A 22,757-nucleotide genomic window follows, 5' to 3' on the forward strand; every position below is an offset into this window, starting at 1 on the left:
ACCGATCAAGCCTGATCAGCCAACCGCCACGTCGTCCCGCCCTTCCCGTCTTCCAACACCACACCCATCGCGGTCAGTTGGTCACGGATACGGTCAGACTCCGCCCAGTCCTTGTTGGTCCGGGCAGTCAAGCGTGCCTGGATCAGCGCATCAACTTCAGCGGCATCCACACGCCCTTCAGCGCCCGCCTGCAGGAAGTCATCGGCTTCCATCTGCAATACGCCCAGCACGCTCGCCAGCTCTTTCAAACGTGCGGCAAGCCCCGCCGCTGCGTCGAGATCGCTCTCGCGCAGGCGGTTGATCTCGCGCACCATTTCAAACAGCACCGCGCAGGCTTCAGGCGTGCCGAAGTCGTCGTTCATCACTTCGGTGAACCGCGCGACAAACGCTTCGCCGCCCGCAGGCGCCACGGAGGGCAGGCCTTTCAACGCGTGGTAGAAACGCTCCAGGGCGCCCTTGGCATCCTTGAGGTTGTCTTCCGAGTAGTTGATCGCGCTGCGGTAATGGCTCGACACCAACAGGTAGCGCACCACTTCCGGGTGGTACTTTTCCAGCACGTCGCGAATGGTGAAGAAGTTGTTCAAGGACTTGGACATCTTCTCGCCATTGATGCGAATCATGCCGCAGTGCATCCACGCGTTGGCGTAGGTCTTGCCGGTGGCCGCTTCGCTTTGGGCGATTTCGTTTTCGTGGTGCGGGAACTCAAGGTCGCTGCCGCCGCCATGAATGTCGAAGGTCTCGCCCAGGCAGCAGGTGGACATCACCGAGCATTCGATGTGCCAGCCCGGGCGCCCGGCGCCCCATGGCGACTCCCAGCTCGGCTCGCCGGGCTTGGTGCCTTTCCACAGCACGAAGTCCAGCGGGTCTTGCTTGGCTTCGTCGACTTCGATCCGCGCACCGATGCGCAGGTCTTCGATTTTCTTGCGCGACAGCTTGCCGTAGCCCATGAACTTGGCGACGCGGTAGTACACGTCGCCATTGCCCGGGGCGTAGGCGTAACCCTTGTCGATCAGGGTCTGGATCATCGCGTGCATGCCCGGGATATGGTCCGTGGCGCGCGGTTCCATGTCCGGCTTGAGGATGTTGAGGCGTGCCTCGTCCTCGTGCATCGCAGCAATCATGCGCTCGGTCAGCGCGTCGAACGACTCGCCGTTTTCGTTGGCGCGATTGATGATCTTGTCGTCGATGTCGGTGATGTTGCGCACATACGTCAGGTCATAACCGCTGAAACGCAACCAGCGGGTCACCAGGTCGAAGGCAACCATGCTGCGGCCGTGGCCGATGTGGCAGTAGTCATACACGGTCATGCCGCACACGTACATGCGCACCTTGTTGCCATCCAGCGGCTTGAAGACTTCTTTGGTCTTGCTGAGTGTGTTGTAGATCGTTAGCACGACAGTTCCTTAAAACAGAATCACTGGCCCCACGAATCACGCAAGGTCACGGTACGGTTGAATACCGGAGCACCGGGTTTCGAGTCCTTGATATCCGCGCAGAAGTAACCTTCGCGCTCGAACTGGAAACGGTCTTCCGGCTGTGCGTCGCCAAGCGATGGCTCGGCACGACAACCCGTGAGAACTTGCAGCGAGTCAGGGTTGATGTTGTCCAGGAAACTGGCGCTGTCTTCGGCCTTCTCGGGATTCGGCGAGCGGAACAGGCGATCGTACAGGCGCACTTCGCACTCGACGCTGGCCGCCGCCGGCACCCAGTGCACCACACCTTTGACCTTGCGGCCTTCCGGGTTCTTGCCCAGGGTGTCCGGGTCGTAGGAGCAACGCAGTTCGACGATGTTGCCATCGGCGTCCTTGATCGCTTCGTCGGCACGGATCACGTAGCTGCCACGCAGGCGCACTTCGCCGTTCGGCTCAAGGCGCTTGTAGCCTTTTGGCGGCTCTTCCATGAAGTCATCGCGGTCGATGTAGATTTCACGGGCGAACGGCAGCTTGCGCACGCCGAGTTCTTCTTTCTGCGGATGACGTGGCAGTTCGAGGTTTTCGACCTGGCCTTCCGGGTAGTTGGTGATCACCACCTTCAACGGACGCAGCACGCACATGGCGCGCGGGGCGTTCGCGTCGAGGTCCTGACGGATGCTGAATTCGAGCATGCCGTAATCGACCACGCCGTCGGAGCGGTTGGTGCCGACCATTTCGCAGAAATTGCGGATCGATGCCGGGGTGTAGCCACGGCGGCGGAAGCCCGACAGCGTCGACATGCGCGGGTCGTCCCAGCCAAACACGTGCTTTTCATCGACCAGTTGCTTGAGCTTGCGCTTGCTGGTGATGGTGTAGTTCAGGTTCAGGCGGCTGAACTCGTACTGACGCGGGTGCGCCGGTACCGGCAGGCTGTCGAGGAACCATTCGTACAGAGGACGGTGGCTTTCGAACTCCAGGGTGCAGATGGAGTGGGTGATGCCTTCGATGGCGTCCGACTGACCGTGGGTGAAGTCGTAGTTCGGGTAGATGCACCACTTGTCACCGGTCTGGTGGTGATGGGCGTGGCGGATGCGGTACATGATCGGGTCGCGCAGGTTCATGTTCGGCGAGGCCATGTCGATCTTGGCACGAAGTACGCGGGCGCCGTCCGGGAACTCGCCGGCGCGCATGCGGTTGAACCAGTCCAGGTTCTCTTCCACCGAACGGTCGCGGAACGGGCTGTTTTTGCCCGGCTCGGTCAGGGTGCCACGGTATTCCTTGGCTTGCTCCGGGGTCAGGTCGTCAACGTAGGCCTTGCCGGCCTTGATCAACTCGACGGCCCAGTCGAACAGCTGGTCGAAATACTTGGAGGCATAGCGCACTTCACCGGACCATTCGAAGCCCAGCCACTTGATGTCGCTCTCGATGGCGTCGATGTATTCCTGGTCTTCCTTGGCCGGGTTGGTGTCGTCGAAACGCAGGTGCGTGACGCCACCGAACTCCTGGGCCAGGCCGAAGTTCACACAGATCGACTTGGCGTGGCCGATGTGCAGGTAACCGTTGGGCTCAGGCGGGAAGCGGGTGACGATCTGCGTGTGCTTGCCCGAATCCAGGTCCGCCTGGATGATCGGGCGCAGGAAATTGACCGGGACGGCAGGTCCGGCCTTGGAATTCGAGGTAGGGTCGACAGTGGGCTTGCTCATAGGATCCTTGAACAGACGAAGTACTTGGCCGGGTGAGGCCGACAAACAAAGGGCTTATCATAGCCGATGCTGTCAAGGCCCTGACAGAGCGTGGCCAAAAACTGCTGCATTTATTGCACGGGCGGTAAAAAACCACCTCGAAATTCCCGCAGGTCACGCTAAACTGCGCGCCTTGGCTGCCGTTTTTGCCAAGCAGGTAAGGCGCAAAACGCCCAAACCCACGAATTCCTTGAAAGAGTAGTGAACATGACTCAAGTCAAACTGACCACCAACCACGGTGACATCGTCATCGAGCTGAACGCCGAGAAAGCGCCGATCACCGTCGCCAACTTCATCGAGTACGTTAAAGCGGGCCACTACGAAAACACTGTTTTCCACCGTGTCATCGGCAACTTCATGGTCCAGGGCGGCGGTTTCGAGCCGGGCATGAAAGAAAAGAAAGACAAGCGTCCCAGCATCCAGAACGAAGCGGACAACGGCCTTTCCAACGACAAGTACACCGTCGCCATGGCCCGTACCATGGAGCCGCATTCGGCCTCCGCGCAGTTCTTCATCAACGTCGCCGACAACACCTTCCTGAACCACAGCGGCAAGAACGTGCAGGGCTGGGGCTACGCGGTATTCGGTAAAGTCACCGAAGGCCAGGACGTTGTCGACAAGATCAAGGGTGTGCAAACCACCGGCAAGGCAGGTCACCAGGACGTACCGGTAGAAGACGTTATCGTCGAGAAAGCCGAGATCGTTGAGTGATATTGCTGATTTCAGATTTGCATCTGGAAGAGGAGCGCCCGGACATAACCCGGGCGTTTCTGGATTTACTGCACGGCCGCGCCCGTTCTGCCCAGGCGTTGTACATTCTGGGGGACTTCTTTGAAGCCTGGATTGGCGACGATGGGATGACGCCCTTCCAGCGTTCGATTTGCCAGGCTCTGCGCGAGCTGAGCGACAGCGGCACCCAGATTTTCATCATGCATGGCAACCGGGATTTCCTGATCGGCAAGGCGTTCTGCAAAGCCGCAGGCGCAACCTTGCTCAAGGACCCGAGTGTGGTGCAACTCGCAGGCGAGCCCGTGCTGTTGATGCACGGCGACAGCCTGTGTACCCGCGACCTTGGCTATATGAAGCTGCGGCGCATCCTGCGTAACCCCATCACGCTGTTCATCCTGCGCCACCTGCCCTTGCGCACGCGGCACAAGCTGGCGCGCAAGCTGCGCAGTGAAAGCCGCGCGCAGACGCGGATGAAGACCAACGACATTGTCGATGTAACGCCCGAGGAAGTGCCGAGGGTGATGCAGCAGTTCGGCGTGCGTACGCTGGTGCATGGCCACACCCACCGCCCGGCGATTCACAAGTTGCAGATTGGCGAGCAAGCGGCCAAGCGCATTGTGCTGGGGGATTGGGACAAGCAAGGGTGGGCATTGCAAGTGGATGAGCAAGGGTTTCAACTGGCGGCGTTTGACTTCGTCAACCCGCAACTGGCCTTGCCTGGCGCCTGATCCTCAGACACAACACCCATCAAATGTGGGAGCTGGCTTGCCTGCGATAGCATCACCTCGATGCATCTGATGTACCGAGGTGCCTGCATCGCAGGCAAGCCAGCTCCCACATTGACCGAGTTCGGTCTTTCGATCAGTGGCCCGAAGCCTCCGGCCCCGCCTTCGCTGCAAACGGCGGTTTCGCCAGCCATACAATCACGATCAACGCCATGAACATCCACCCCAGCAACGTGAAGTAATCCACGGTGGACATCATGTACGCCTGGCTCGTCAGTATCTGGTCCAGTTGCGCGTACGCCTTGTGCCCTGCCCCGCCGAGCGCCTGCAAGGCGTCCCGGGTGGCCGAGTCGTAGGTGGTCATGTTTTCGCTCATGTAGGCATGGTGCTGGTCCGCCCGGCGAATCCAGATCCAGGTGGTCAATGAGGCCGCAAAGCTGCCGCCCAGGGTCCGCAGGAAGGTCGCCAGGCCAGCACCGTCGGCGATTTGCGCCGGCGGCAGGTCGGACATCAGGATGCTCAAGGTCGGCATGAAGAACAGCGCTACGCCGATCCCCATGAACAACTGCACCAGGGCGATGTGCGTGAAGTCCACTTCATTGGTAAACCCGGCGCGCATGAAGCAACTCAAGCCAATCGCCAGGAACGCCAGCCCGGCCAGCAGACGCAGGTCGAACTTGTGCGCATATTTGCCCACGAACGGCGACATCAACACCGGCAGGATCCCGATCGGCGCCACCGCCAGGCCCGCCCAGGTGGCGGTGTAGCCCATCTGGGTTTGCAGCCATTGCGGCAGGATCAGGTTGATCCCGAAGAAACCCGCGTACCCGAGTACCAACACAATCGTGCCGATGCGGAAGTTGCGGTAGGCAAACAGCCGCAGGTTGACCACCGGGTGCTCATCGGTCATTTCCCAGATCACGAACACCGCCAGGGCGACAGCCGAGATCACCGCGCCGATGATGATGAAATTCGACTCGAACCAGTCCAGGTCGTTGCCCTTGTCGAGGATGATCTGCAAGGCGCCGACGCCGACGATCAGGCTCAGCAAGCCGACGTAGTCCATCGGTTGGTAGCTGGTGACCACCGGGCGTTTCTTCAGTTGCGAGCGCACCACCATCACGGCAAAGATGCCGATGGGTACGTTGATAAAGAAGATCCACGGCCAGCTGTAGCTGTCGGTAATCCAGCCGCCGAGGATCGGCCCGGCAATCGGCGCCACCACCGTGACCATCGCCAGCAACGCCAGGGCCATGCCACGCCTGGCGGGGGGATAGACCGCGATCAGCAGCGTCTGGGTCATCGGGTACAACGGGCCGGCAACCAGGCCTTGCAATACCCGAAAGCCGATCAACTCGGGCATCGAGGTGGAAATACCGCAGAGAAACGAGGCCAGCACAAACAGGATGGTGGCCCACAGAAACAGCTTCACCTCGCCGAAGCGACGGCTCAGCCAGCCGGTGAGCGGCAGCGCGATGGCGTTGCTCACGGCAAACGAGGTGATGACCCAGGTGCCCTGCTCCGAACTCACGCCGAGGTTGCCGGAAATCGTCGGCAACGCCACGTTGGCGATGGTGGTGTCGAGCACCTGCATGAAGGTCGCCAGGGACAGGCCGATGGTGGCCATCAGCAAGCTGGGCGGCGTGAAGGAGGCGTTAGCGTTACTCATCGCGAATCCTGTGCAACATGATTGGCGCTACGGCCGCCGGGGCCGCAGCTGATGGATTGGCGAATCAGCGCTGGGCAGCCTTGGGAGCGGCGACGCTGTTGTCATGGATCAATTGGGTGATCATCGCATCGGCTTCGGCCAACTGGCGGTCGTAAACGTTGGTGGTGAACGACGCCTTCTGCGGCGCCTGCTGGGCCAGTACCGGGCCGCTCTGGTCGTGCAGGTCGACGTCGACCACGGTGGACAGGCCCACCCGCAGCGGGTGCTTGGCCAACTCATCGGCGTTCACATGGATACGCACCGGCACCCGTTGCACGATCTTGATCCAGTTACCGGTGGCGTTCTGCGCCGGCAGCAAGGCAAATGCACTGCCGGTCCCCGCGCCGAGGCTGTCGACGGTGCCGCTGAATTTCACGTCGCTGCCGTAGATGTCGGATTCGATATCCACCGGCTGGCCGATACGCATATTGCGCAGCTGGGTTTCCTTGAAGTTGGCGTCGATCCACAGTTGATCCAGCGGAATCACGGCCATCAGTGCAGTACCCGGCTGGACCCGCTGGCCCAGTTGCACGGTACGCTTGGCCACATAGCCGGTCACCGGTGCGATCAGGGTGCTGCGGGCGTTGGTCAGGTAAGCCTGGCGCAACTGTGCGGCGGCAGCCTGCACGTCCGGGTGGGACGAAATCACCGTGTCATCCACCAGCGCGCTGCTGGTCTTGAACTGTTGCTGCACGTTGGCCAAGGCGTTTTGCGCCGAGGTCAGGTCGTCACGGGCGTGGGACAGTTCTTCCTGGGAAATCGCCCCGCCGGCAGCGAGGTTCTTGCGTCGGTTGTAGTTGTCCTGGGCCTTTTGCACGTTGGCTTGTTGCGCCAGCACCTGGGCTTTCATGCCATCGACGTTGCTGTACAAGCCACGCACCTGGCGCACGGTGCGGGCCAGGTTGGCCTGGGCACTTTGCAGGCCGACGGCCGCGTCGTTGGGGTCGAAGTTGATCAACACCTGGCCTTCATGCACCAGGTCGCCGTCGTCGGCGCCGATGCTCACCACGGTGCCGGTCACCAGCGGGGTGATTTCCACCACGTTGCCATTGACGTAGGCGTCGTCGGTGCTTTCGCTGAAGCGACCATACAATTCGTACCAACCCCATACGCCCAAGGCGCCGAGGATGACGATCAGCGCCAGCACAAACAGCATGACTTTGCGTTTGCGCGGGTTGCTGGTGTTGGGTTGTTCAGCCTTGTTTGTTTCAGGAGCGTTGTTGCTGGTTTCGGCAGTGGCCATGACAAGTACCTTGAATTATTCAGTGCGCGTGGCTGGGGTGGTCGAGGCCACGTTATCGGCGTGGAAACCGCCGCCCAGGGCCTGCATCAGTTGAATCGAAAGATCGATTTGCTCGGCATTCAGGGTGGCCAACTGACGCTGGGCCTGGAGCAGTTGCTGTTCGATGCTGAGCACGTCCAGGTAATTGCCGATACCTGAGCTGTAACGCTGGACGCCGGTGTCGTAGGACTGCTGGGCAATGTCAGCGGCGTGTTGCTGGGCCTGGATCTGGCGGCCGGTCTCGCGCAATTGCGAGAGTGTGTTGCCGATATCGCCCAAGGCTTGCACCAGGGTTTTGTTGTACTGGGCCACGGCCAGGTCGTAGTCGGCGTCGCGAGCGTCGAGGTCGGCGCGCAGGCGGCCGCCGTCGAAGATCGGCAGCGAGACGGTCGGCGCAATGCTGAAGAAGCGGCTGGCCGAACCAAACATCGCATCCCCCAGCAACGACTCGGCCCCGGCGCTCGCGCTCAGGTTGAGGTTGGGGTAGAAACGGGTCTTGCTGGCCGCGATGTTCTTGCTCGCCGCCTCCACCCGCCAGCGTGCGGCGATCAGGTCCGGGCGACGGCCCACCAGCTCGGCAGGCAACACCGAAGGCACCGCAACCGCGCTCGGCTTGAGCACGTTGGGGCGTACCAGTTCGCTGCCACGGTCCGGGCCTTTGCCGAGCAACACCGCTAGGGCGATCTTCGCGCTCTGCAGTTGCTTTTCCGCATCGATCAGTTGCGACTGGGAGCTGGCTTCCAGGCTTTCGGTTTGCTGGTACTGGTACTGGCTGTCGATCCCGGAGTTCAGGCGACGCTGGCCCAGGTCGAGCATCTGCCGGGTGCGCTTGAGGTCATCATTGGCCAGGTCACGCACGATATGGGCCTGGCCCAGGTCGCTGTAGGCCTTGGCGACGTTGGCTGCCAGGGTCAGGCGCGCGGCCTGTTGGTCGACTTCGGCAGCGCGGGCCTGGCCCAGTGCCGCTTCCCAGGCGGCGCGCTGGCCACCCCACAGGTCGAAGTTGTAATTGAAGCTGGCACCGATGTTGCGCACGGTGGCGTAGGCATCGCCCTGGCCCAACGGGTCCTGGTCCTTGGCCAGGCGCGAACGGCTGACACCGGCGCTGGCATCCAGGGTCGGCATGCGCTCGGCGTCGGCGGCATAGGCAGCGGCTTCGGCCTGGTGGGCACGGGCGCTGGCCACTTGCATGTCGGGGCTGTTCTGCAGGGCTTCCTGGATCAGGCCGTCGAGCTGTGGATCGCCAAGGCCTTTCCACCAGTCGGCGGTGGGCCAGGCAGCGGTGGACAGGGTCACGCCGCTGAGGGATTTGCCGGTTTGCAGGTTATTGGCTTCGAGGCGTTTGCCTTCTGTGTCCAAGCCGCTGAAATTGGCACAACCGGCCATAGTCATGGCCACCAGCACAAGGCTGAGGCCGGCACGCAAGGAGCGATTGTTCATGCACTACCTACCCGCTGGATGGTGATGGGGTCACCCGCAGCTATCAGAATTTTCTTCAGGATTTTTTCCAGGGTTTGCAATTCACCCGGCTCCAGGGCGCCCGCCAACTGGTTCAGGGCCTGGGCACCGATGTGCGGCAGCATGTCGGCCACGCGCTGGCCTTCGGCGGTCAGCACCAACTGCACCTGGCGCCGGTCCTGCTCGGAACGCTTGCGCGCCAGCAGGTCCTTTTGTTCCAGGCGGTCGAGCATGCGGGTCATGGAGCCGCTGTCCAACGACAGGTTGCGACACAGCTCGGCCGGGGTGTCGACGCCGTACTGGGCCATGATGATCAACACCTTGAACTGCGCGGCGGTGATGCCGTGGGGTTCCATGTGGGTGTCGATGATCTTGTCTTTGAGCAGCGCAGCCCGGCCCAGCAGCAGGCCGAGGTGGCAGTTGTGGAAGTTTTCGGGGGTGAAGTGCTTCATCGTGACCAGCCTATTAACTGCCTAAGCAGTGAATGTGTGACACGATGTTACTGCCTAGGCAGCGAATGTCAAACGAATAGTTAGGTTGCTTGGTAATTAGCCGATAAAGGGTGGGAGCCGGGCTCCCACCCTTAAGGTGTACGGATCAAAAATCGCGCTTGTAGAAAATATCCAGGGAGCTGGCCACGCCGCTGGCCACTTCCAGGTACACCTTCTTGCTCAGCAAATAGCGCAAGGCGATGGTGTTGGCCGGCTCGAACACCCCCACGCCATAACGCAGGCTGAGCTTCTCGGAGATCTTGCCGCTGGCCACCACGGCGGTGTTGTTGCCACTGCCCTGGGTGTCCAGTTCAAAGTCCTGGATGCCCAGGTTCTTGGCGATGTCCGACGTGACCCCGGCACTGCCCATCAACCCAAGACCCAGTGCCGCTTCGGCCAGCATGTTGTTGTCCTCACCGTTGGTGGTGCGCGAACGCCCCAACACCAGGTACGACAATGCATCCTCTTGGGCCATGGCCGGCTCCGAGAAAATTTGCGTAGTCGGCTGCTCGGCACTGCCGCTCAGACGAATACCGGCGGTGACGGTCCGGGACGGCTCGGTGGTGATCCGCACCGCTTCGATATCCAGGAACGGCTGGTCAATCGGCCCGGCAAACAACAATCGCGCGCGGCGCACAGTCAAGCGTTGGCCGTAGGCCCGGTAGCGGCCGTCGTTGAGCCACAGTTCACCACGGGTGTCCATGTTGTCGCCGATGTGCACATGGCCTTGCAGGTTGGCGGTAAGGCCAAACCCGGCGAAGCTCAGCTTGTCCTTGCCTACCTCCACATCGATGTCCATCGCCATGGCCATCGGCGGCTTGCCCTCTTCGGTCTGGCTGCCGACGATCACCGTGTCATCCGAGACCTTGACCGTCGATGGGGGCAATTCCCGCACGGTGATCTCGCCCTTGGGAATCTGCACCTTGCCGGAGATCGCCAGCTTGTCGTTCTTCATGCTGATCTTCAGGTCAGGCGCCACCTCCAGGGCCGCGTACGGTTCCACGGTGACCGGCAGTTGCGTGCCTTGCAGCGCGATATCCACCGCCAGGGCCTGGCCCCAGTCGATCTGCCCCTTGATAGTGCCCTGCCCGGCCTTGCCGCTGCGCCAGCCGCCATTGAGCTGCACGCTTTCGCCGGCAATCAACGCCTGGATATTCAGGCCTTCAATGCTGGTGGGCAGTTCCGGGCCGGAGATTTCACCCCCCACCAGGTTGATGCTGCCGTTGACCTGAGGCGCCAGCAGGCTGCCGCCAATTCGCCCGTTACCGTTGAGCTTGCCGTTGAGCTTCTCGACCATGGGTACAAAGGGGCGGGCCACCGCGAGGTCGAGGCCGGTCAGGGTGAAGTTGCCGGTGATCGGCTTGTTCTTTGCCAGCGGATTGAGCTGCGCCTGCAACAGCAACTCGCCGAGCTTGCCGCCACGGAAATTGAGCTGGGTGTCGATGCGCGTGGGGTTGAGGGTGGTTTCCAGCTTCAGCGTGTCGTAGGGGAAATCCAGCCACTGGTCCTTGTCCTTGACCCGCAGGGTACCGCCGCTGGCGTCCACCGAGACCACGCCTTTGGGGCCGCTGGCCGGCAGGTCGAGCTGCACGTCGGCATTGAGCTTGCCCTGCCAGGCGAAATCCTTGGGCAACCACTGCGCCAGGCTGTCGATTGGGAACTGCTTGAGGTGGTAACGCAGCTTCGGCTCGGGCATCAGGCGCTGGTCTTCGCCGCACAGGCTCGCCGGGCCGGAGACCCAGCAGTGCGCCGCAAAGGTCAGCTTGCCGTCGGCCAGGCGCTCGATTTTAGCCGGCGCTTGCAGCTTCCAGTCCTGGCCACCGGCTTGCACATCGCCGCTGGCCAGGCGCCCGCGCCAGTTGCCTTTGTCGAGGTTGCCGTCCAGCGCCAGGGCCAGCTTGAGCAACGGGCCGGCCAGGTCGAGCTGGACTTTCTGGCTTTTGATATCGCCCTGGACGCTGGCAGTGAAGGTGCCGAGCTGGGTTTCACCGGCCTGGATGCCACTGCCTTTCAGGTCGACTTTGGCGCGCTGGGCATTATCCAGGTTCGCGTCCAGGGTCAGGTTTTGCAGGCGGTTATCTTCAAACGCCAGTTGCTGGCCAACCAGGTTGAGCTTGCCTTGCGGCGCTTTCAGGGTGCCGGCGACGTCGAGGCGACCATTCATCTGCCCGCGCAGTTGCGGCCAGAGCTGGGCGAGGCGCGTCAGCTTGATGTCGATCTGCCCGGCGAGGCGCTGTTGCAGGCTGCCGCTGCCATAGATGCGGTTGTCGCCGAGGCGAATGTCGAGGGTGCCGAGGGTCCATTGCTCGCCTGCGCCTTCGGCCTTGGCCTGGAGCACGGCAGGTTGGCCACGCAGACGACCCTTGAGGTCGAGGTCGGCATTGAGCTTGAGTTGCTCGTTCTTCATTTCGCCCTTGCTGCGCAACGGGCCCGCGAGGGTGCCGGGCAACTCCGCGACCCAATACGCCGGGTTGATCGCCGACAGGTCCAGCGCCGTGTCCCAGGCGATGCCATCGGCAAATTGCAGGTTCAGGTGGCCTTCGGCCTTGCCCTGACCAGCCGCGAGTTTCAACTCGGGGAGGAACACTTGCTTGAGGTCGCCACTGAACGGGCTGGCCAGGCTGAACTTGCCCGCAGGGCCGTCGAGGTCGGCCTTGAAGTTGCCCAGATAGTTGCCGTCCTTGTAGGAAACTTCACCATTGAAGGTACGCAAGGCCACCTGGGGTTCGTCGATCACGGGGTACAGGCGATGCCACGGGAAATCCAGCCAGTCGATTTTCGCGTCGGCGCTGAAGCCTTGCTGCCAGTCCAGGTTGGCACTGAGCTTGAGGCTTTGCTTGTCACCGGCATTCAAATCCAGCCCGGCGATCTGCGCGCCCTTGGCGTCGACCTTGCCTTGCAGCAGCAGGTCCACCGGGCCTTTTTCCGCGGGCAGTACGGCTTTGCCCAGCAACTGGTAACCGTTGCTCAGGTCGCCCTTGGCGGTCAGGTCCAGCTGATTGAGTTGCAGGGTATCGGGCAAATCGGCGCTGGGTTTGAAGCCGTCGGCGGTGATGTGCAATTGCGCCGGCAGGTTTTCCACCAGCGGTTGCAGTTCGCCGCTGAGCTTGGCCGGCAGGTAGCCGCTGCTGTCGGCGTCGAGCTTGAGGGTCTTGAGCAAATCGCCATCGACCTTCAGCGCCAGCATCCAGGGCGCGCCGCCCGGCGCGTAAGGCAGGCTCAGGTTGCCGCTGGCGGCCAGCGGCCAGTTGCCGGTGGGTTGCAGCAGGCCGGACAGGTCAAGGACCAAACCGTCCCGTTGCAGGTGCACCGAATCGATCTGCATCCCGGCGGCAGTCCAATGCGCCGCGAGCTGCAGGCCCTGGAGCTCTTCGCTGCCATTGAACAGCAGGCTGCCAACGCGGATGTCACCCAACTGAAGGGCGACCGGCAGTTTCAGGTCCGGCAGGGTAATCGGGCCGCTGCTTTCTTCGGTGCCGGGTGGAAATTGCAGGCTCACCTGCTCCACATCCAGTTGGTTGATGCATAAGGTCATGCGCATCAAACAGGCCGGCGACCAGTCGAACTTTGGCGACTGAAGCTCCACGCGGCTGCTGTCCTGCTGCCATAACAGATGGTCGGCACTCCACTGCCCGCCCAGGCGACCCTGGAAATTCTCCACGGTCAAACCCGGCACCTGGCCCAGCACCCACCGGCTGCCGACCTGGGTACCCAGCACCGCCCACAGTGCCAGCACTATCACCGCGAGGACCGCCAGAATGGCCAGCCCCGCTATTTTCAAACCACGCATCACAGCTCAGGCCCCATGGAAAAGTGCAAACGAATGCCGCCCGGATCTTCGAGGGCATGGGCCAGGTCGAGGCGGATCGGGCCAACCGGCGACACCCAGCGCACACCCACACCCACGCCGGTTTTCAGGCTTGGCATTTCCAGGGTGTTGAACGAGTTGCCTTGGTCGATAAAGGTCGCGATCCGCCATTTTTCGGCGATGGAATATTGGTACTCGGCGCTCAGGGCCACCATGTAGCGGCCGCCGATGCGGTCGCCACGATCGTTTTCCGGGGACAGGGTCTGGTACTCGTAACCCCGTACGCTCTGGTCGCCACCGGCAAAAAAGCGTAACGACGGTGGCACGGATTTGTAGCCGTTGGTGGCACTGCCACCAAACTGCGCCCGCGCCAGGAAACGATGGTTATCCCACAGGGTGGTCAGGCCCTTGATCGTCGCCGTGCCGTAAAGCAGGTTGGTGTCGGAACCCAGGCCTTCCTTGGCGACCTTGGCGTCGAACAGCAGGCGATAGCCGTTGTGCGGGTCGATGCGGTTGTCGCTGCGCAGGTAGGAATAACTGATGCCGGGCATCAGCAGCGTACTCAGGCCCGAGTCGTTGCCCAGGCGATATTCTTCGCGCTGCCATTTGAGCGAGATCACCCGCGTCCAGCCGCTGGGCAACTTGCTGTGCCACTCGGGGCCGAGGGTGAGCAGTTTACTCAGGGTGTCGGTGTTGGCGATTTCTTCATTCTGGTAGCCGCCGGCAAAGCGCAATTTGTCGGTCAGTGGCGGGTCCATGGGAATGTCGTACCACAACCCGACGTTCTGCCGAGGCGCGGAAAGCTCGGCTTCCCAGCCATAACTGTGGCCCTGGGGGTTGACCCAGTGGCGCGTCCAGTTGGCCTTGCCCCGCGGGCCGACATCGGTCGAGTAACCGAGGCCCAGGCCCATGGTGCGCGGCTTGCGGGTTTCCAGTTGCACGGCCACCGGGATCACGTCATTGGTCGAGGCCGCCGGGGCGGCGTCCACGCGCACGCCCTCGAAAAAGCCGCTGGATTGCAGGTTCTGGTTGAGTTCGGCGATCAGTTCGGAGTCGTAAGGCGTGCCGCTCTTGAACGGCACCATGCGTTGCAGCAGGTCTTCATCAAACGGCGTATCGCCGGCAAAGCTGACCTTGCCCAAGGTGTAGCGTGGGCCACTGTCATAAATCAGTTCGATATCGGCCACACCCGCCTTGGGGTCGACCGAGAGTTTCTGGCTGGTAAAGCGCCCGCTGAAAAAGCCGTAGCGTGACGCCTGGTTCTGGATGACGCGCTTGGCGTCTTCGTAGTTGCCGTGGTTGAGCACGGCGCCGGATTTGAGTTGGTCGCTGGCGGGCACGCGAAAGGCCTTGAGGTCGGCGGCCTGGCCGTCGACCCGAATGGTCACATTGCGCAAATGCACCGGTTCGCCGGGGTCGATGGTGAGGATCAGGCGCGGGTTCTTGCCGCCCTTCACATCGCTGGCAATCTGCGGTTGGTAGTAGCCCAGCGCCTGGGCGGCCTTGCGGGCCTGCTCCTCGGCGCCACGGCTGAACCGCAGCAGGGCTTCTTCGTCACGATCGCCGACCCCGCCGATATAGCCTTCGATGTTGGCTTTCAACGCGTCGTTTGAAGGCTTGATACGCACATCCAATTCGCTTTGCGCCAAGGCGCCGCAGCTCGTGAACAGCAGAATCAAGCCGCTGGTAAATCTTCCTGGAAACTTCATAGGCCGGGATGCTACACGAGCTTGGGAGCGTCTTAGAACCCTGATTTGTCTGAACAATTCTGTCTTAAAGCGTTGCAGCTTGTAACACCTGCGGATTTGCGTGAAAGAACACGTGCTCCAGAACAGGTCCTACAGCCACCTCGCCAATCTCTTCATACCCCTGGCGCTTATAGAACTCCAGATAGCGAGAATTCCCCGTGTCCAATACTACGCCAGAGGAATGCGGGTCTTCGGCGCACCAGTTATGCACCGCTTCCAGCAGTTGCTCACCGTAGTGCTTGCCCTGGAATTGCGGGTGAATCCCCAGCAATGGCAGCACATGCACCGAATCCGAGGGCAGGCATGCCAGCACCGCCTGATGGTATTCCAGGTACCGCCGGGTGCCGCGCACACCGGTACTCAGCCACATGCGCAACTGCCAGGCCCAGCTTTCGGTGATGCCCAGGCGGCGGGTCGGTGGCGCGATCAGGGCGATGCCGATCAGCCGGTCGTTGACCAACAGGCCAATGGCCGGGAGTTTCTGGAAGAAGTGCTGCTTGACCAGTTCACGCACCGTGGCGCGCACCCGCTGTTCGTAGCCGGGACGTTCGGCTTCGAAGATGTAGGCGAACGTCGGCTCATGGCGATAGGCCTGGTACAACAGCGAACGGGCTTCGCGGGAATAGCCGCTGTCGAGCATGTGGATCTGGGCGATGGCAGTCGAGGTGTCAGGCATAACAGTGAATCTCCCCTGGGCGCTGACTCAAAAGGTCGCGCTCTTGTTATTACGAACGTCTGCGGCACTGTTTCGTTCAGTGTAGCCACCGGACGCCGCTTCGTAGCCCAACGCAGCCTTGTGCCTCGGCAGCTGCTACAAGGCTGGCTCCCGTCCTGCATTGTCGGCTAGCATCGCCCTTTTGCCAGACTGGACCGCCGACCATGAAAATCGTGTCTTTCAATATCAACGGGCTGCGCGCCCGCCCTCATCAGCTGGCGGCACTGATCGAGAAACACCAGCCGGACGTGATCGGCCTGCAGGAAACCAAGGTCCACGACGACCAGTTCCCGCTGGATGAGATCAAGGCCCTCGGCTATCACGTGTATTACCACGGGCAGAAAGGCCACTACGGTGTTGCCCTGCTCTCGCGCCAGGAACCGCTGGCGCTGCACAAAGGCTTTGCCAGTGACGAAGAAGACGCCCAGCGCCGGTTTATCTGGGGCACCTTCGCCGACGCCAACGGCAACCCGATTACCATCATGAACGGCTATTTCCCACAGGGCGAAAGCCGCGACCACCCCACCAAGTTCCCGGCCAAGCAGCGCTTCTACGAGGACCTGCAAACCCTCCTGGAGTCGCAGTTCAGCAATGACCAGGCCGTGGTGGTGATGGGTGATGTGAATATTTCCCCGGAAGACTGCGACATCGGCATCGGTGCCGACAACGCCAAGCGCTGGCTGAAGACCGGCAAGTGCAGCTTCCTGCCGGAAGAACGCGAGTGGATGGCCCGCCTGAAGAACTGGGGCCTGGTGGACAGCTTCCGCCACCTCAACCCGGATGTGGCAGACCGCTTCAGCTGGTTCGATTACCGCAGCCGTGGTTTTGAAGACGAGCCAAAGCGCGGGCTGCGGATCGACGTGATCCTGGCTTCCCAGGGCTTGCTGCCCCGGGTAAAGGATGCCGGTGTGGACTATGACCTGCGCGGCATGGAAAAACCCTCCGATCATGCACCGATCTGGCTGGAATTGAGCTGATTTCTTAACAGCAGCGCCGTTAAATGTGGGAGCGGGCTTGCTCGCGAATACGGTGTGTCAGTCACCGGATACGTCGACTGACACACCGTATTCGCGAGCAAGCCCGCTCCCACACTTTTTGACGGCGTGATGCCGGTCATATTGCTGAAACCTCTCTGACTTAATCTTGCGGCACTCCCTTTGGCTTGAGAAGGTGCCGGCATGATGCTGCGCGTTCTATCCCTGCTGGCCCTGCTCAGCGCATTTCCCCTCGCCGCTTTTTCCACCCCTCTGCCCTTCCCCGAACATGGCCCGGCCTTGCGCATCCAGGGTTCCAATACCATCGGCGCGGCACTTGGCCCGGCGCTGGTCAAGGGGCTGATGGAGCAACAGGGGTTGCAAGCGGTGCACAGCGAGCCATCTGACCAGGCCAACGAACAGCACATCGTCGGCAAGACTGGCCAGGGCCAGAAGGTGACGGTGGAAGTGGCGGCCCATGGCTCCAGCACCGGGTTCGCAGCCCTGAAAAACGCCAGCGCCGACCTCGCGGCGTCTTCCCGGCCGATCAAGGACAGCGAACTGGTGGACCTCGAAGCCCTCGGCGACCTGAAAAGCCCCGACGCCGAACAGGTCATCGCCATTGACGGGCTGGCGATCATACTCAACCCACGCAACCCGTTGGGGACGCTGAACACCGCGCAACTGGCGCAGATCTTCAGCGGCGAAGTCTCGACCTGGGAACAACTGGGCGGCATCGGTGGCCAGATCCACCTGTACGCGCGGGATGATCAATCCGGCACCTATGACACCTTCAAGGAACTGGTGCTCAGCCGGCGCGGCAAGTCGTTGGATGGCAGCGCCAAGCGCTTCGAATCCAGCGAGCAGTTGTCGGATGCTGTCAGCCATGACCCCCAGGGCATCGGTTTTATCGGATTGCCCTATGTGCGCCAGGCCAAGGCAGTGGCCATCGTCGATGGCGACTCGCAGCCGATGCTGCCGCTGAACAGTTTGATCGCCACCGAGGACTACCCGCTGTCACGCCGGTTGTTCTTCTACCTGCCACCTGTTGCACAAAACCCCTGGGCCAAGGCCCTGGTGGACTTTGCACAAAGCAGCAAGGGCCAGGCGATCGTCGCCGCCAACGGTTTTATCGCACAGCAGGTGCAGGCCATGGCGGTGGAACCACGGGCGCCGATGCCCGGGGATTACCAGGCGATTGCCCGACAAGCGCAGCGCCTGACGGTGAATTTCCGGTTTGAGGAAGGCAGTGCCAGCCTCGACAACAAGGCGCGCCAGGACCTGATGCGGGTAGTGGCTTATATAAAGAGCCACGGCAAGCTGGACAAGCAGGTGACGCTGGTGGGGTTTGGGGATGCCAAGAGTGATGCGCAGCGGGCGGCGCTATTGTCGAAGTTGCGGGCGATGGCGGTGCGCCGGGAACTGGTTAAAAGCGGCGTGGTGCTGAGGGACATTCAGGGGTTCGGTGCCGAGATGCCGGTGGCGGCAAATACGGCGGATGAGGGACGGATCAAGAACCGGCGGGTGGAGGTCTGGGTGTATTGAGGACGCGGAGCGTCCGGGGCAGCATTCCCACGCAGAGCGTGGGAACGATCAACTGGACTCATCGCGGGCAAGCCCGGCTCCCACAGTTGACTGCATTCCCCTGTGGGAGCTGGCTTGCCTGCGATGAAGACACCTCGGTGTTACTGCCCGCTGCGCATCATTTCCCGCGGCACATACTTGCCGATCTCAAACTTGCCGATTGCCGCGCGGTGCACTTCGTCCGGGCCATCGGCCAGGCGCAGGGTGCGCTGCATGGCGTACATGTAGGCCAGCGGGAAGTCATTGGATACGCCGGCGCCACCGTGGATCTGGATGGCTCGGTCGATCACCCTCAACGCCACGTTCGGCGCCACCACCTTGATCTGGGCGATTTCGCTTTTCGCGACCTTGTTACCCACGGTGTCCATCATGTAGGCAGCTTTCAGGGTCAGCAGGCGCGCCATGTCGATTTCCATCCGCGAGTCGGCGATCTTGTCGATATTGCCACCCAGGCGGGCCAGCGGCTTGCCGAAGGCGGTACGGCTGACGGAACGCTTGCACATCAGTTCCAGCGCGCGCTCGGCCATGCCGATGGAACGCATGCAGTGGTGAATACGGCCCGGACCAAGGCGCCCCTGGGCAATTTCAAAGCCCCGGCCTTCGCCCAGCAGGACGTTTTCGTACGGCACGCGGACGTTTTCAAACAGCACTTCGGCGTGGCCATGGGGTGCGTCGTCGTAGCCGAACACCGGCAGCGGGCGCACGATCTTCACACCGGGCGCATCCACTGGTACCAGGATCATCGAGTGCTGCTGGTGACGCGGCGCATCCGGGTTGCTCAGGCCCATGAAGATCAGGATCTTGCAGCGCGGGTCACAGGCGCCGGAGGTCCACCATTTTTTACCGTTGATCACCCACTCGTCGCCGTCGCGTTCTGCACGGGCGGCCATGTTGGTGGCGTCGGAGGAAGCCACGTCCGGCTCGGTCATGGCAAATGCCGAGCGGATTTCGCCGCGCAGCAGCGGTTCGAGCCAGCGCTGTTTTTGCTCTTCGTTGGCGTAGCGCACCAGCACTTCCATGTTGCCGGTATCCGGTGCCGAGCAGTTGAACGGCTCCGGCCCCAGCAAGGAGCGGCCCATGATTTCGGCCAGGGGTGCGTATTCCAGGTTGGAGAGGCCGGCGCCCAATTCGGATTCCGGCAGGAACAGGTTCCACAGGCCTTCGGCTTTAGCCTTGAGCTTCAACTCTTCCATGATGGCGGTGGGCTGCCAGCGGTCACCTTCGGCAACCTGGCGTTCGAACACAGGCTCGGCCGGGTAGACGTAGGCATCCATGAACGCGGTGACGCGTTCACGCAGTTCCTGAACCTTGGGCGAATAGGCGAAATCCATGGGCAGCACCTTCTCAATGGAGGTTGTTGAGGTCATGAATCGATGCTAGAACAGCGTTGATAATTTACCTAGCCTATTCTCGGCGTGTATTAACATTCATCACCGATATATGATCGGCGTATGGACACCTAACAATAAGAGCGCAGCGAAATGAATCTGAGCAAGGTCGACCTCAACCTCTTCATCGTCTTTGACGCGATCTACACCGAAGCCAACCTGACCCGCGCCGGGCAGATTGTCGGGATTACTCAACCTGCGGTGTCGAACGCTCTGGCCCGCCTGCGGGAGACCTTCAACGACCCGCTGTTCGTGCGCACAGCCCAAGGCATGGTGCCCACGCCCATGGCCCAGAACATCATTGGCCCGGTGCGTAACGCGCTGTCGCTGCTGCGGGTGTCGGTACAGGAAAGCCGGATCTTCAACCCGCAACAGGCGGCCAAGACCTACCGCATCAGCATGACCGACCTCACCGAAGCGGTGATTCTGCCGCCGCTGTTCCAGCGCCTGCGCCGCCTGGCACCGACGGTGGTAATCGAGAGCTTCCTGTCCAAGCGCCGGGAAACCACCAAGGAACTGGCGGCCGGTCGCCTGGACTTTGCCGTGGACGCGCCGCTCAACACCGACCCGCAAGTGCGCCACGTCAAGCTCATGGAAGACCGCTACGTGTGCGCCATGCGCAAGGGCCATCCGATGGCGGGCAAGGACAAACTGACGCTGGATGACTACCTGTCGCTGACCCACATTCATATCTCCAGCCGGCGCAACGGCCTGGGCCATGTCGACCTGGCGCTGGGCAAGATGGGCCTGCAACGCAAGATCGCCCTGCGCTCCCAGCACTACCTGATGGCCTCGCAGGTGCTGCAGCAAACCGACATGGTAATGACCGTGCCGGAGCGCTTCGCACGGCGCCATGAACTGCACTGGTTCAACCTGCCGGTGAATGATGTGCCGATGGTGGAAACCCATCTGTACTGGCATGAAAGCACCGACCAGGATCCGGCCAACCGCTGGATGCGCGAGCAGATGATCGAGTTGTGCCAGCAGGTGACGGCCCATGAGAAGAAGCTGGACAAACTGTAGGAGCGAGCTTGACGTTAACGTCAACCAGCCATTAGCTTAACGCTCAAGACACTCCTTGAGCGCCCTCATGAGCACGACCTACAGCATCTCCGACCTCGCCCGCGAGCTCGACATCACCACCCGCGCCATTCGCTTCTATGAAGAACAAGGCCTGCTGTCCCCGGAACGCCGGGGCCAGGAGCGCATTTATTCGCCCCGCGACAAAGTCAGCCTGAAGCTGATCCTGCGGGGCAAGCGCATCGGTTTTTCCCTGGCCGAGTGCCGGGAACTGATCGAACTCTACGACCCTACCAGCGGCAACCAGAAACAGCTGCACAGCATGCTGGCGAAAATCGCCGAGCGCCGCGAGCAGCTGGAACAACAGTTGCTCGACATCGAACAGATGAAGCTCGAACTGGACACCGCCGAAGAGCGTTGCACCCAGGCGCTGGAACAGACCATTCAGGGCCAGGTTGGCCATTCATAAAAGGTAGCTGCCATGTCCCTCCCCTCTCATGTGCGCCTGGTGGAAGTGGGCCCCCGCGACGGCCTGCAGAATGAAGCGCAACCCATCAGCGTCGCCGACAAGGTGCAATTGGTGGACGCCCTGAGTGCCGCCGGCCTGGGTTACATCGAAGTCGGCAGTTTTGTGTCGCCCAAATGGGTACCGCAGATGGCCGGGTCGGCCGAGGTGTTTGCGCAGATCCAGCGCAAGCCGGGCGTGACCTATGGCGCGCTGGCGCCAAACCTGCGGGGTTTTGAAGATGCACTGGCGGCGGGCGTGAAAGAAGTGGCCGTATTTGCGGCGGCTTCCGAGGCGTTTTCCCAGCGCAATATCAACTGCTCCATCAGCGAAAGCCTGGAACGCTTCGTGCCGATCATCGACGCGGCCAGGCAGCATGGTGTGAGTGTGCGGGGTTATGTGTCGTGTGTGTTGGGTTGCCCTTATGAAGGTCAGGTCGCGCCGGAACAGGTCGCGGCAGTCGCTCGCGAGCTGTTCGCCATGGGCTGCTATGAGGTGTCCCTGGGCGACACGATTGGCACCGGCACTGCAGGCGCAACACGCCGGATGTTCGAGGTGGTCGGCGCGCAGGTGCCACGGGACAAGCTGGCCGGGCACTTCCATGACACCTATGGCCAGGCCATCGCCAATATCTACGCCAGCCTTGAGGAAGGTATCCAGGTGTTCGACAGCTCTATTGCGGGCCTCGGCGGGTGCCCCTATGCCAAGGGGGCCAGCGGTAACGTTGCCACTGAAGATGTGTTGTACCTGCTCAATGGCTTGGGCATCGAGACGGGTATCGACATGGACAAGCTGATTCTGGCGGGTCAGCAGATCTGTACGGTACTCGGCCGCCCCACCGGTTCGCGCGTGGCGAAGGCTCGCAGTGCCGGTTGAGTAGTGCGCTTGTGACGATGTGTTACCTCGCGGCTACACATCGGGTAACACGGGAACATATTTTGTCGTATTTCCTGAAGGAAATTTCTCGCCAAAAAATCAAGACATTGATTTTAAAGGACTTTATAAAGTTGGCACGGCTTCTGCTATCTCTATTGCATAACAAGAATAAAAAGCACCAAACCTAATAAAAATAAGACGTAACGACTCTGACATAACAAAAACAACACGGCAGAGACGCAGCTAACAGATTTTTTTGGAGAAGATGTGCTTCGCAGGGTACGGCTTGCCGAAACCCGCAACCGGATAGAGAAGAACAAAAACTACCTCAAGGTAGCTACCCACTGGTTGGATCGCGTGAGAAGAAGCAGATCAGCGCTCAAAAAAATACGTTTGCTCTTGACCCCGGATGGGGGTCGCCAAAAACAGCGGTAAAGGGCCACGGTTGCCAAAAACAACAATAGACCGCCCCTCAATAATAAAAAAAGAGCACGCAACGACAAATTAAAGGGGACCTTCGGGTCCCCTTTGTGCTTTCTCGGGGAGGGTGATTTGCGTGTATATCCGTTTTTTGGGTGATGGCTGAGATTGG

The 22,757-nt window shown here is 61.4% G+C and carries 17 protein-coding genes; 7 read left to right on the forward strand and 10 right to left on the reverse strand.

What is annotated here, in order from left to right; all coding sequences use genetic code 11:
- Positions 1 to 5: 5 nt before the first annotated feature.
- Together cysS and HX811_RS07385 are read right to left on the reverse strand one after the other, a co-directional pair.
- Positions 6 to 1,394 (reverse strand): cysteine--tRNA ligase, encoded by a 1,389-nt coding sequence (gene cysS / locus HX811_RS07380; protein WP_177045399.1) that lies wholly within the window; start codon positions 1,392 to 1,394, stop codon positions 6 to 8.
- Between the two features lie 20 nt (positions 1,395 to 1,414).
- Positions 1,415 to 3,115 (reverse strand): glutamine--tRNA ligase/YqeY domain fusion protein, encoded by a 1,701-nt coding sequence (locus tag HX811_RS07385; RefSeq protein WP_008432425.1) that lies wholly within the window; start codon positions 3,113 to 3,115, stop codon positions 1,415 to 1,417.
- Between the two features lie 246 nt (positions 3,116 to 3,361).
- Here HX811_RS07385 and HX811_RS07390 point away from each other — a divergent pair, with 246 nt between their 5' ends.
- Entirely contained in the window at positions 3,362 to 3,865 is a 504-nt protein-coding gene (locus HX811_RS07390) for a peptidylprolyl isomerase (RefSeq protein ID WP_003211783.1), read from the forward strand.
- Positions 3,862 to 4,611 carry a UDP-2,3-diacylglucosamine diphosphatase gene (lpxH, locus tag HX811_RS07395; RefSeq protein ID WP_003211785.1) on the forward strand — a complete coding sequence of 250 codons (750 nt, stop codon included), beginning with the start codon at positions 3,862 to 3,864 and terminating at the stop codon, positions 4,609 to 4,611. The genes HX811_RS07390 and lpxH overlap by 4 nt, the downstream gene beginning before the upstream one ends.
- 133 nt (positions 4,612 to 4,744) lie before the next feature.
- On the opposite strand, the gene HX811_RS07400 is transcribed toward lpxH, so the two are convergent.
- The 7 genes from HX811_RS07400 to HX811_RS07430 form a co-directional block, all read right to left on the reverse strand.
- The gene (locus tag HX811_RS07400; RefSeq protein WP_003211786.1) at positions 4,745 to 6,277 is read right to left on the reverse strand and encodes a DHA2 family efflux MFS transporter permease subunit; all 1,533 of its coding nucleotides are present in this window, start codon (positions 6,275 to 6,277) and stop codon (positions 4,745 to 4,747) included.
- A 64-nt stretch (positions 6,278 to 6,341) separates the two neighbouring features.
- On the reverse strand, positions 6,342 to 7,559 hold the full coding sequence (locus HX811_RS07405; protein ID WP_003211788.1) for an efflux RND transporter periplasmic adaptor subunit: 1,218 nt from the start codon (positions 7,557 to 7,559) through the stop codon (positions 6,342 to 6,344).
- A 15-nt stretch (positions 7,560 to 7,574) separates the two neighbouring features.
- Entirely contained in the window at positions 7,575 to 9,038 is a 1,464-nt protein-coding gene (locus tag HX811_RS07410; protein WP_008432421.1) for an efflux transporter outer membrane subunit, read from the reverse strand.
- A complete protein-coding gene (locus tag HX811_RS07415; RefSeq protein WP_003211792.1) occupies positions 9,035 to 9,508 on the reverse strand; it encodes a MarR family winged helix-turn-helix transcriptional regulator in 474 nt (157 codons plus the stop codon). The genes HX811_RS07410 and HX811_RS07415 overlap by 4 nt, the downstream gene beginning before the upstream one ends.
- A gap of 145 nt (positions 9,509 to 9,653) precedes the next feature.
- Positions 9,654 to 13,337: a translocation/assembly module TamB domain-containing protein gene (locus tag HX811_RS07420; protein WP_177045401.1), complete on the reverse strand. Its 3,684-nt coding sequence runs from the start codon at positions 13,335 to 13,337 to the stop codon at positions 9,654 to 9,656.
- Positions 13,337 to 15,064 (reverse strand): autotransporter assembly complex family protein, encoded by a 1,728-nt coding sequence (locus HX811_RS07425; RefSeq protein WP_008432416.1) that lies wholly within the window; start codon positions 15,062 to 15,064, stop codon positions 13,337 to 13,339. Before HX811_RS07425 ends, HX811_RS07420 begins: the two co-directional genes overlap by 1 nt.
- A gap of 64 nt (positions 15,065 to 15,128) precedes the next feature.
- Positions 15,129 to 15,779 (reverse strand): N-acetyltransferase, encoded by a 651-nt coding sequence (locus HX811_RS07430; protein WP_076014194.1) that lies wholly within the window; start codon positions 15,777 to 15,779, stop codon positions 15,129 to 15,131.
- A 203-nt stretch (positions 15,780 to 15,982) separates the two neighbouring features.
- Here HX811_RS07430 and xthA point away from each other — a divergent pair, with 203 nt between their 5' ends.
- Both xthA and HX811_RS07440 read left to right on the forward strand, forming a co-directional pair.
- Complete coding sequence (gene xthA / locus HX811_RS07435) at positions 15,983 to 16,795, forward strand: exodeoxyribonuclease III (protein ID WP_003211800.1); 813 nt, start codon at positions 15,983 to 15,985, stop codon at positions 16,793 to 16,795.
- Between the two features lie 201 nt (positions 16,796 to 16,996).
- Complete coding sequence (locus tag HX811_RS07440; protein ID WP_177045403.1) at positions 16,997 to 18,337, forward strand: substrate-binding domain-containing protein; 1,341 nt, start codon at positions 16,997 to 16,999, stop codon at positions 18,335 to 18,337.
- A gap of 140 nt (positions 18,338 to 18,477) precedes the next feature.
- On the opposite strand, the gene HX811_RS07445 is transcribed toward HX811_RS07440, so the two are convergent.
- On the reverse strand, positions 18,478 to 19,707 hold the full coding sequence (locus tag HX811_RS07445) for an acyl-CoA dehydrogenase (protein ID WP_177045406.1): 1,230 nt from the start codon (positions 19,705 to 19,707) through the stop codon (positions 18,478 to 18,480).
- A gap of 150 nt (positions 19,708 to 19,857) precedes the next feature.
- On the opposite strand from HX811_RS07445, the gene HX811_RS07450 reads away from it, so the two are divergent.
- The 3 genes from HX811_RS07450 to HX811_RS07460 all read left to right on the forward strand — a co-directional run bounded on the left by HX811_RS07450 (position 19,858) and on the right by HX811_RS07460 (position 22,165).
- Positions 19,858 to 20,787 (forward strand): LysR family transcriptional regulator, encoded by a 930-nt coding sequence (locus HX811_RS07450; protein ID WP_003211805.1) that lies wholly within the window; start codon positions 19,858 to 19,860, stop codon positions 20,785 to 20,787.
- Between the two features lie 67 nt (positions 20,788 to 20,854).
- On the forward strand, positions 20,855 to 21,253 hold the full coding sequence (locus HX811_RS07455) for a MerR family DNA-binding transcriptional regulator (RefSeq protein WP_003211806.1): 399 nt from the start codon (positions 20,855 to 20,857) through the stop codon (positions 21,251 to 21,253).
- 12 nt (positions 21,254 to 21,265) lie between these two features.
- Positions 21,266 to 22,165 carry a hydroxymethylglutaryl-CoA lyase gene (locus HX811_RS07460; protein ID WP_177045408.1) on the forward strand — a complete coding sequence of 300 codons (900 nt, stop codon included), beginning with the start codon at positions 21,266 to 21,268 and terminating at the stop codon, positions 22,163 to 22,165.
- Positions 22,166 to 22,757 lie beyond the last annotated feature (592 nt).

The sequence above is a fragment of the Pseudomonas sp. F8002 genome (assembly GCF_013385495.1).
Classification (GTDB): Bacteria; Pseudomonadota; Gammaproteobacteria; order Pseudomonadales; family Pseudomonadaceae; genus Aquipseudomonas.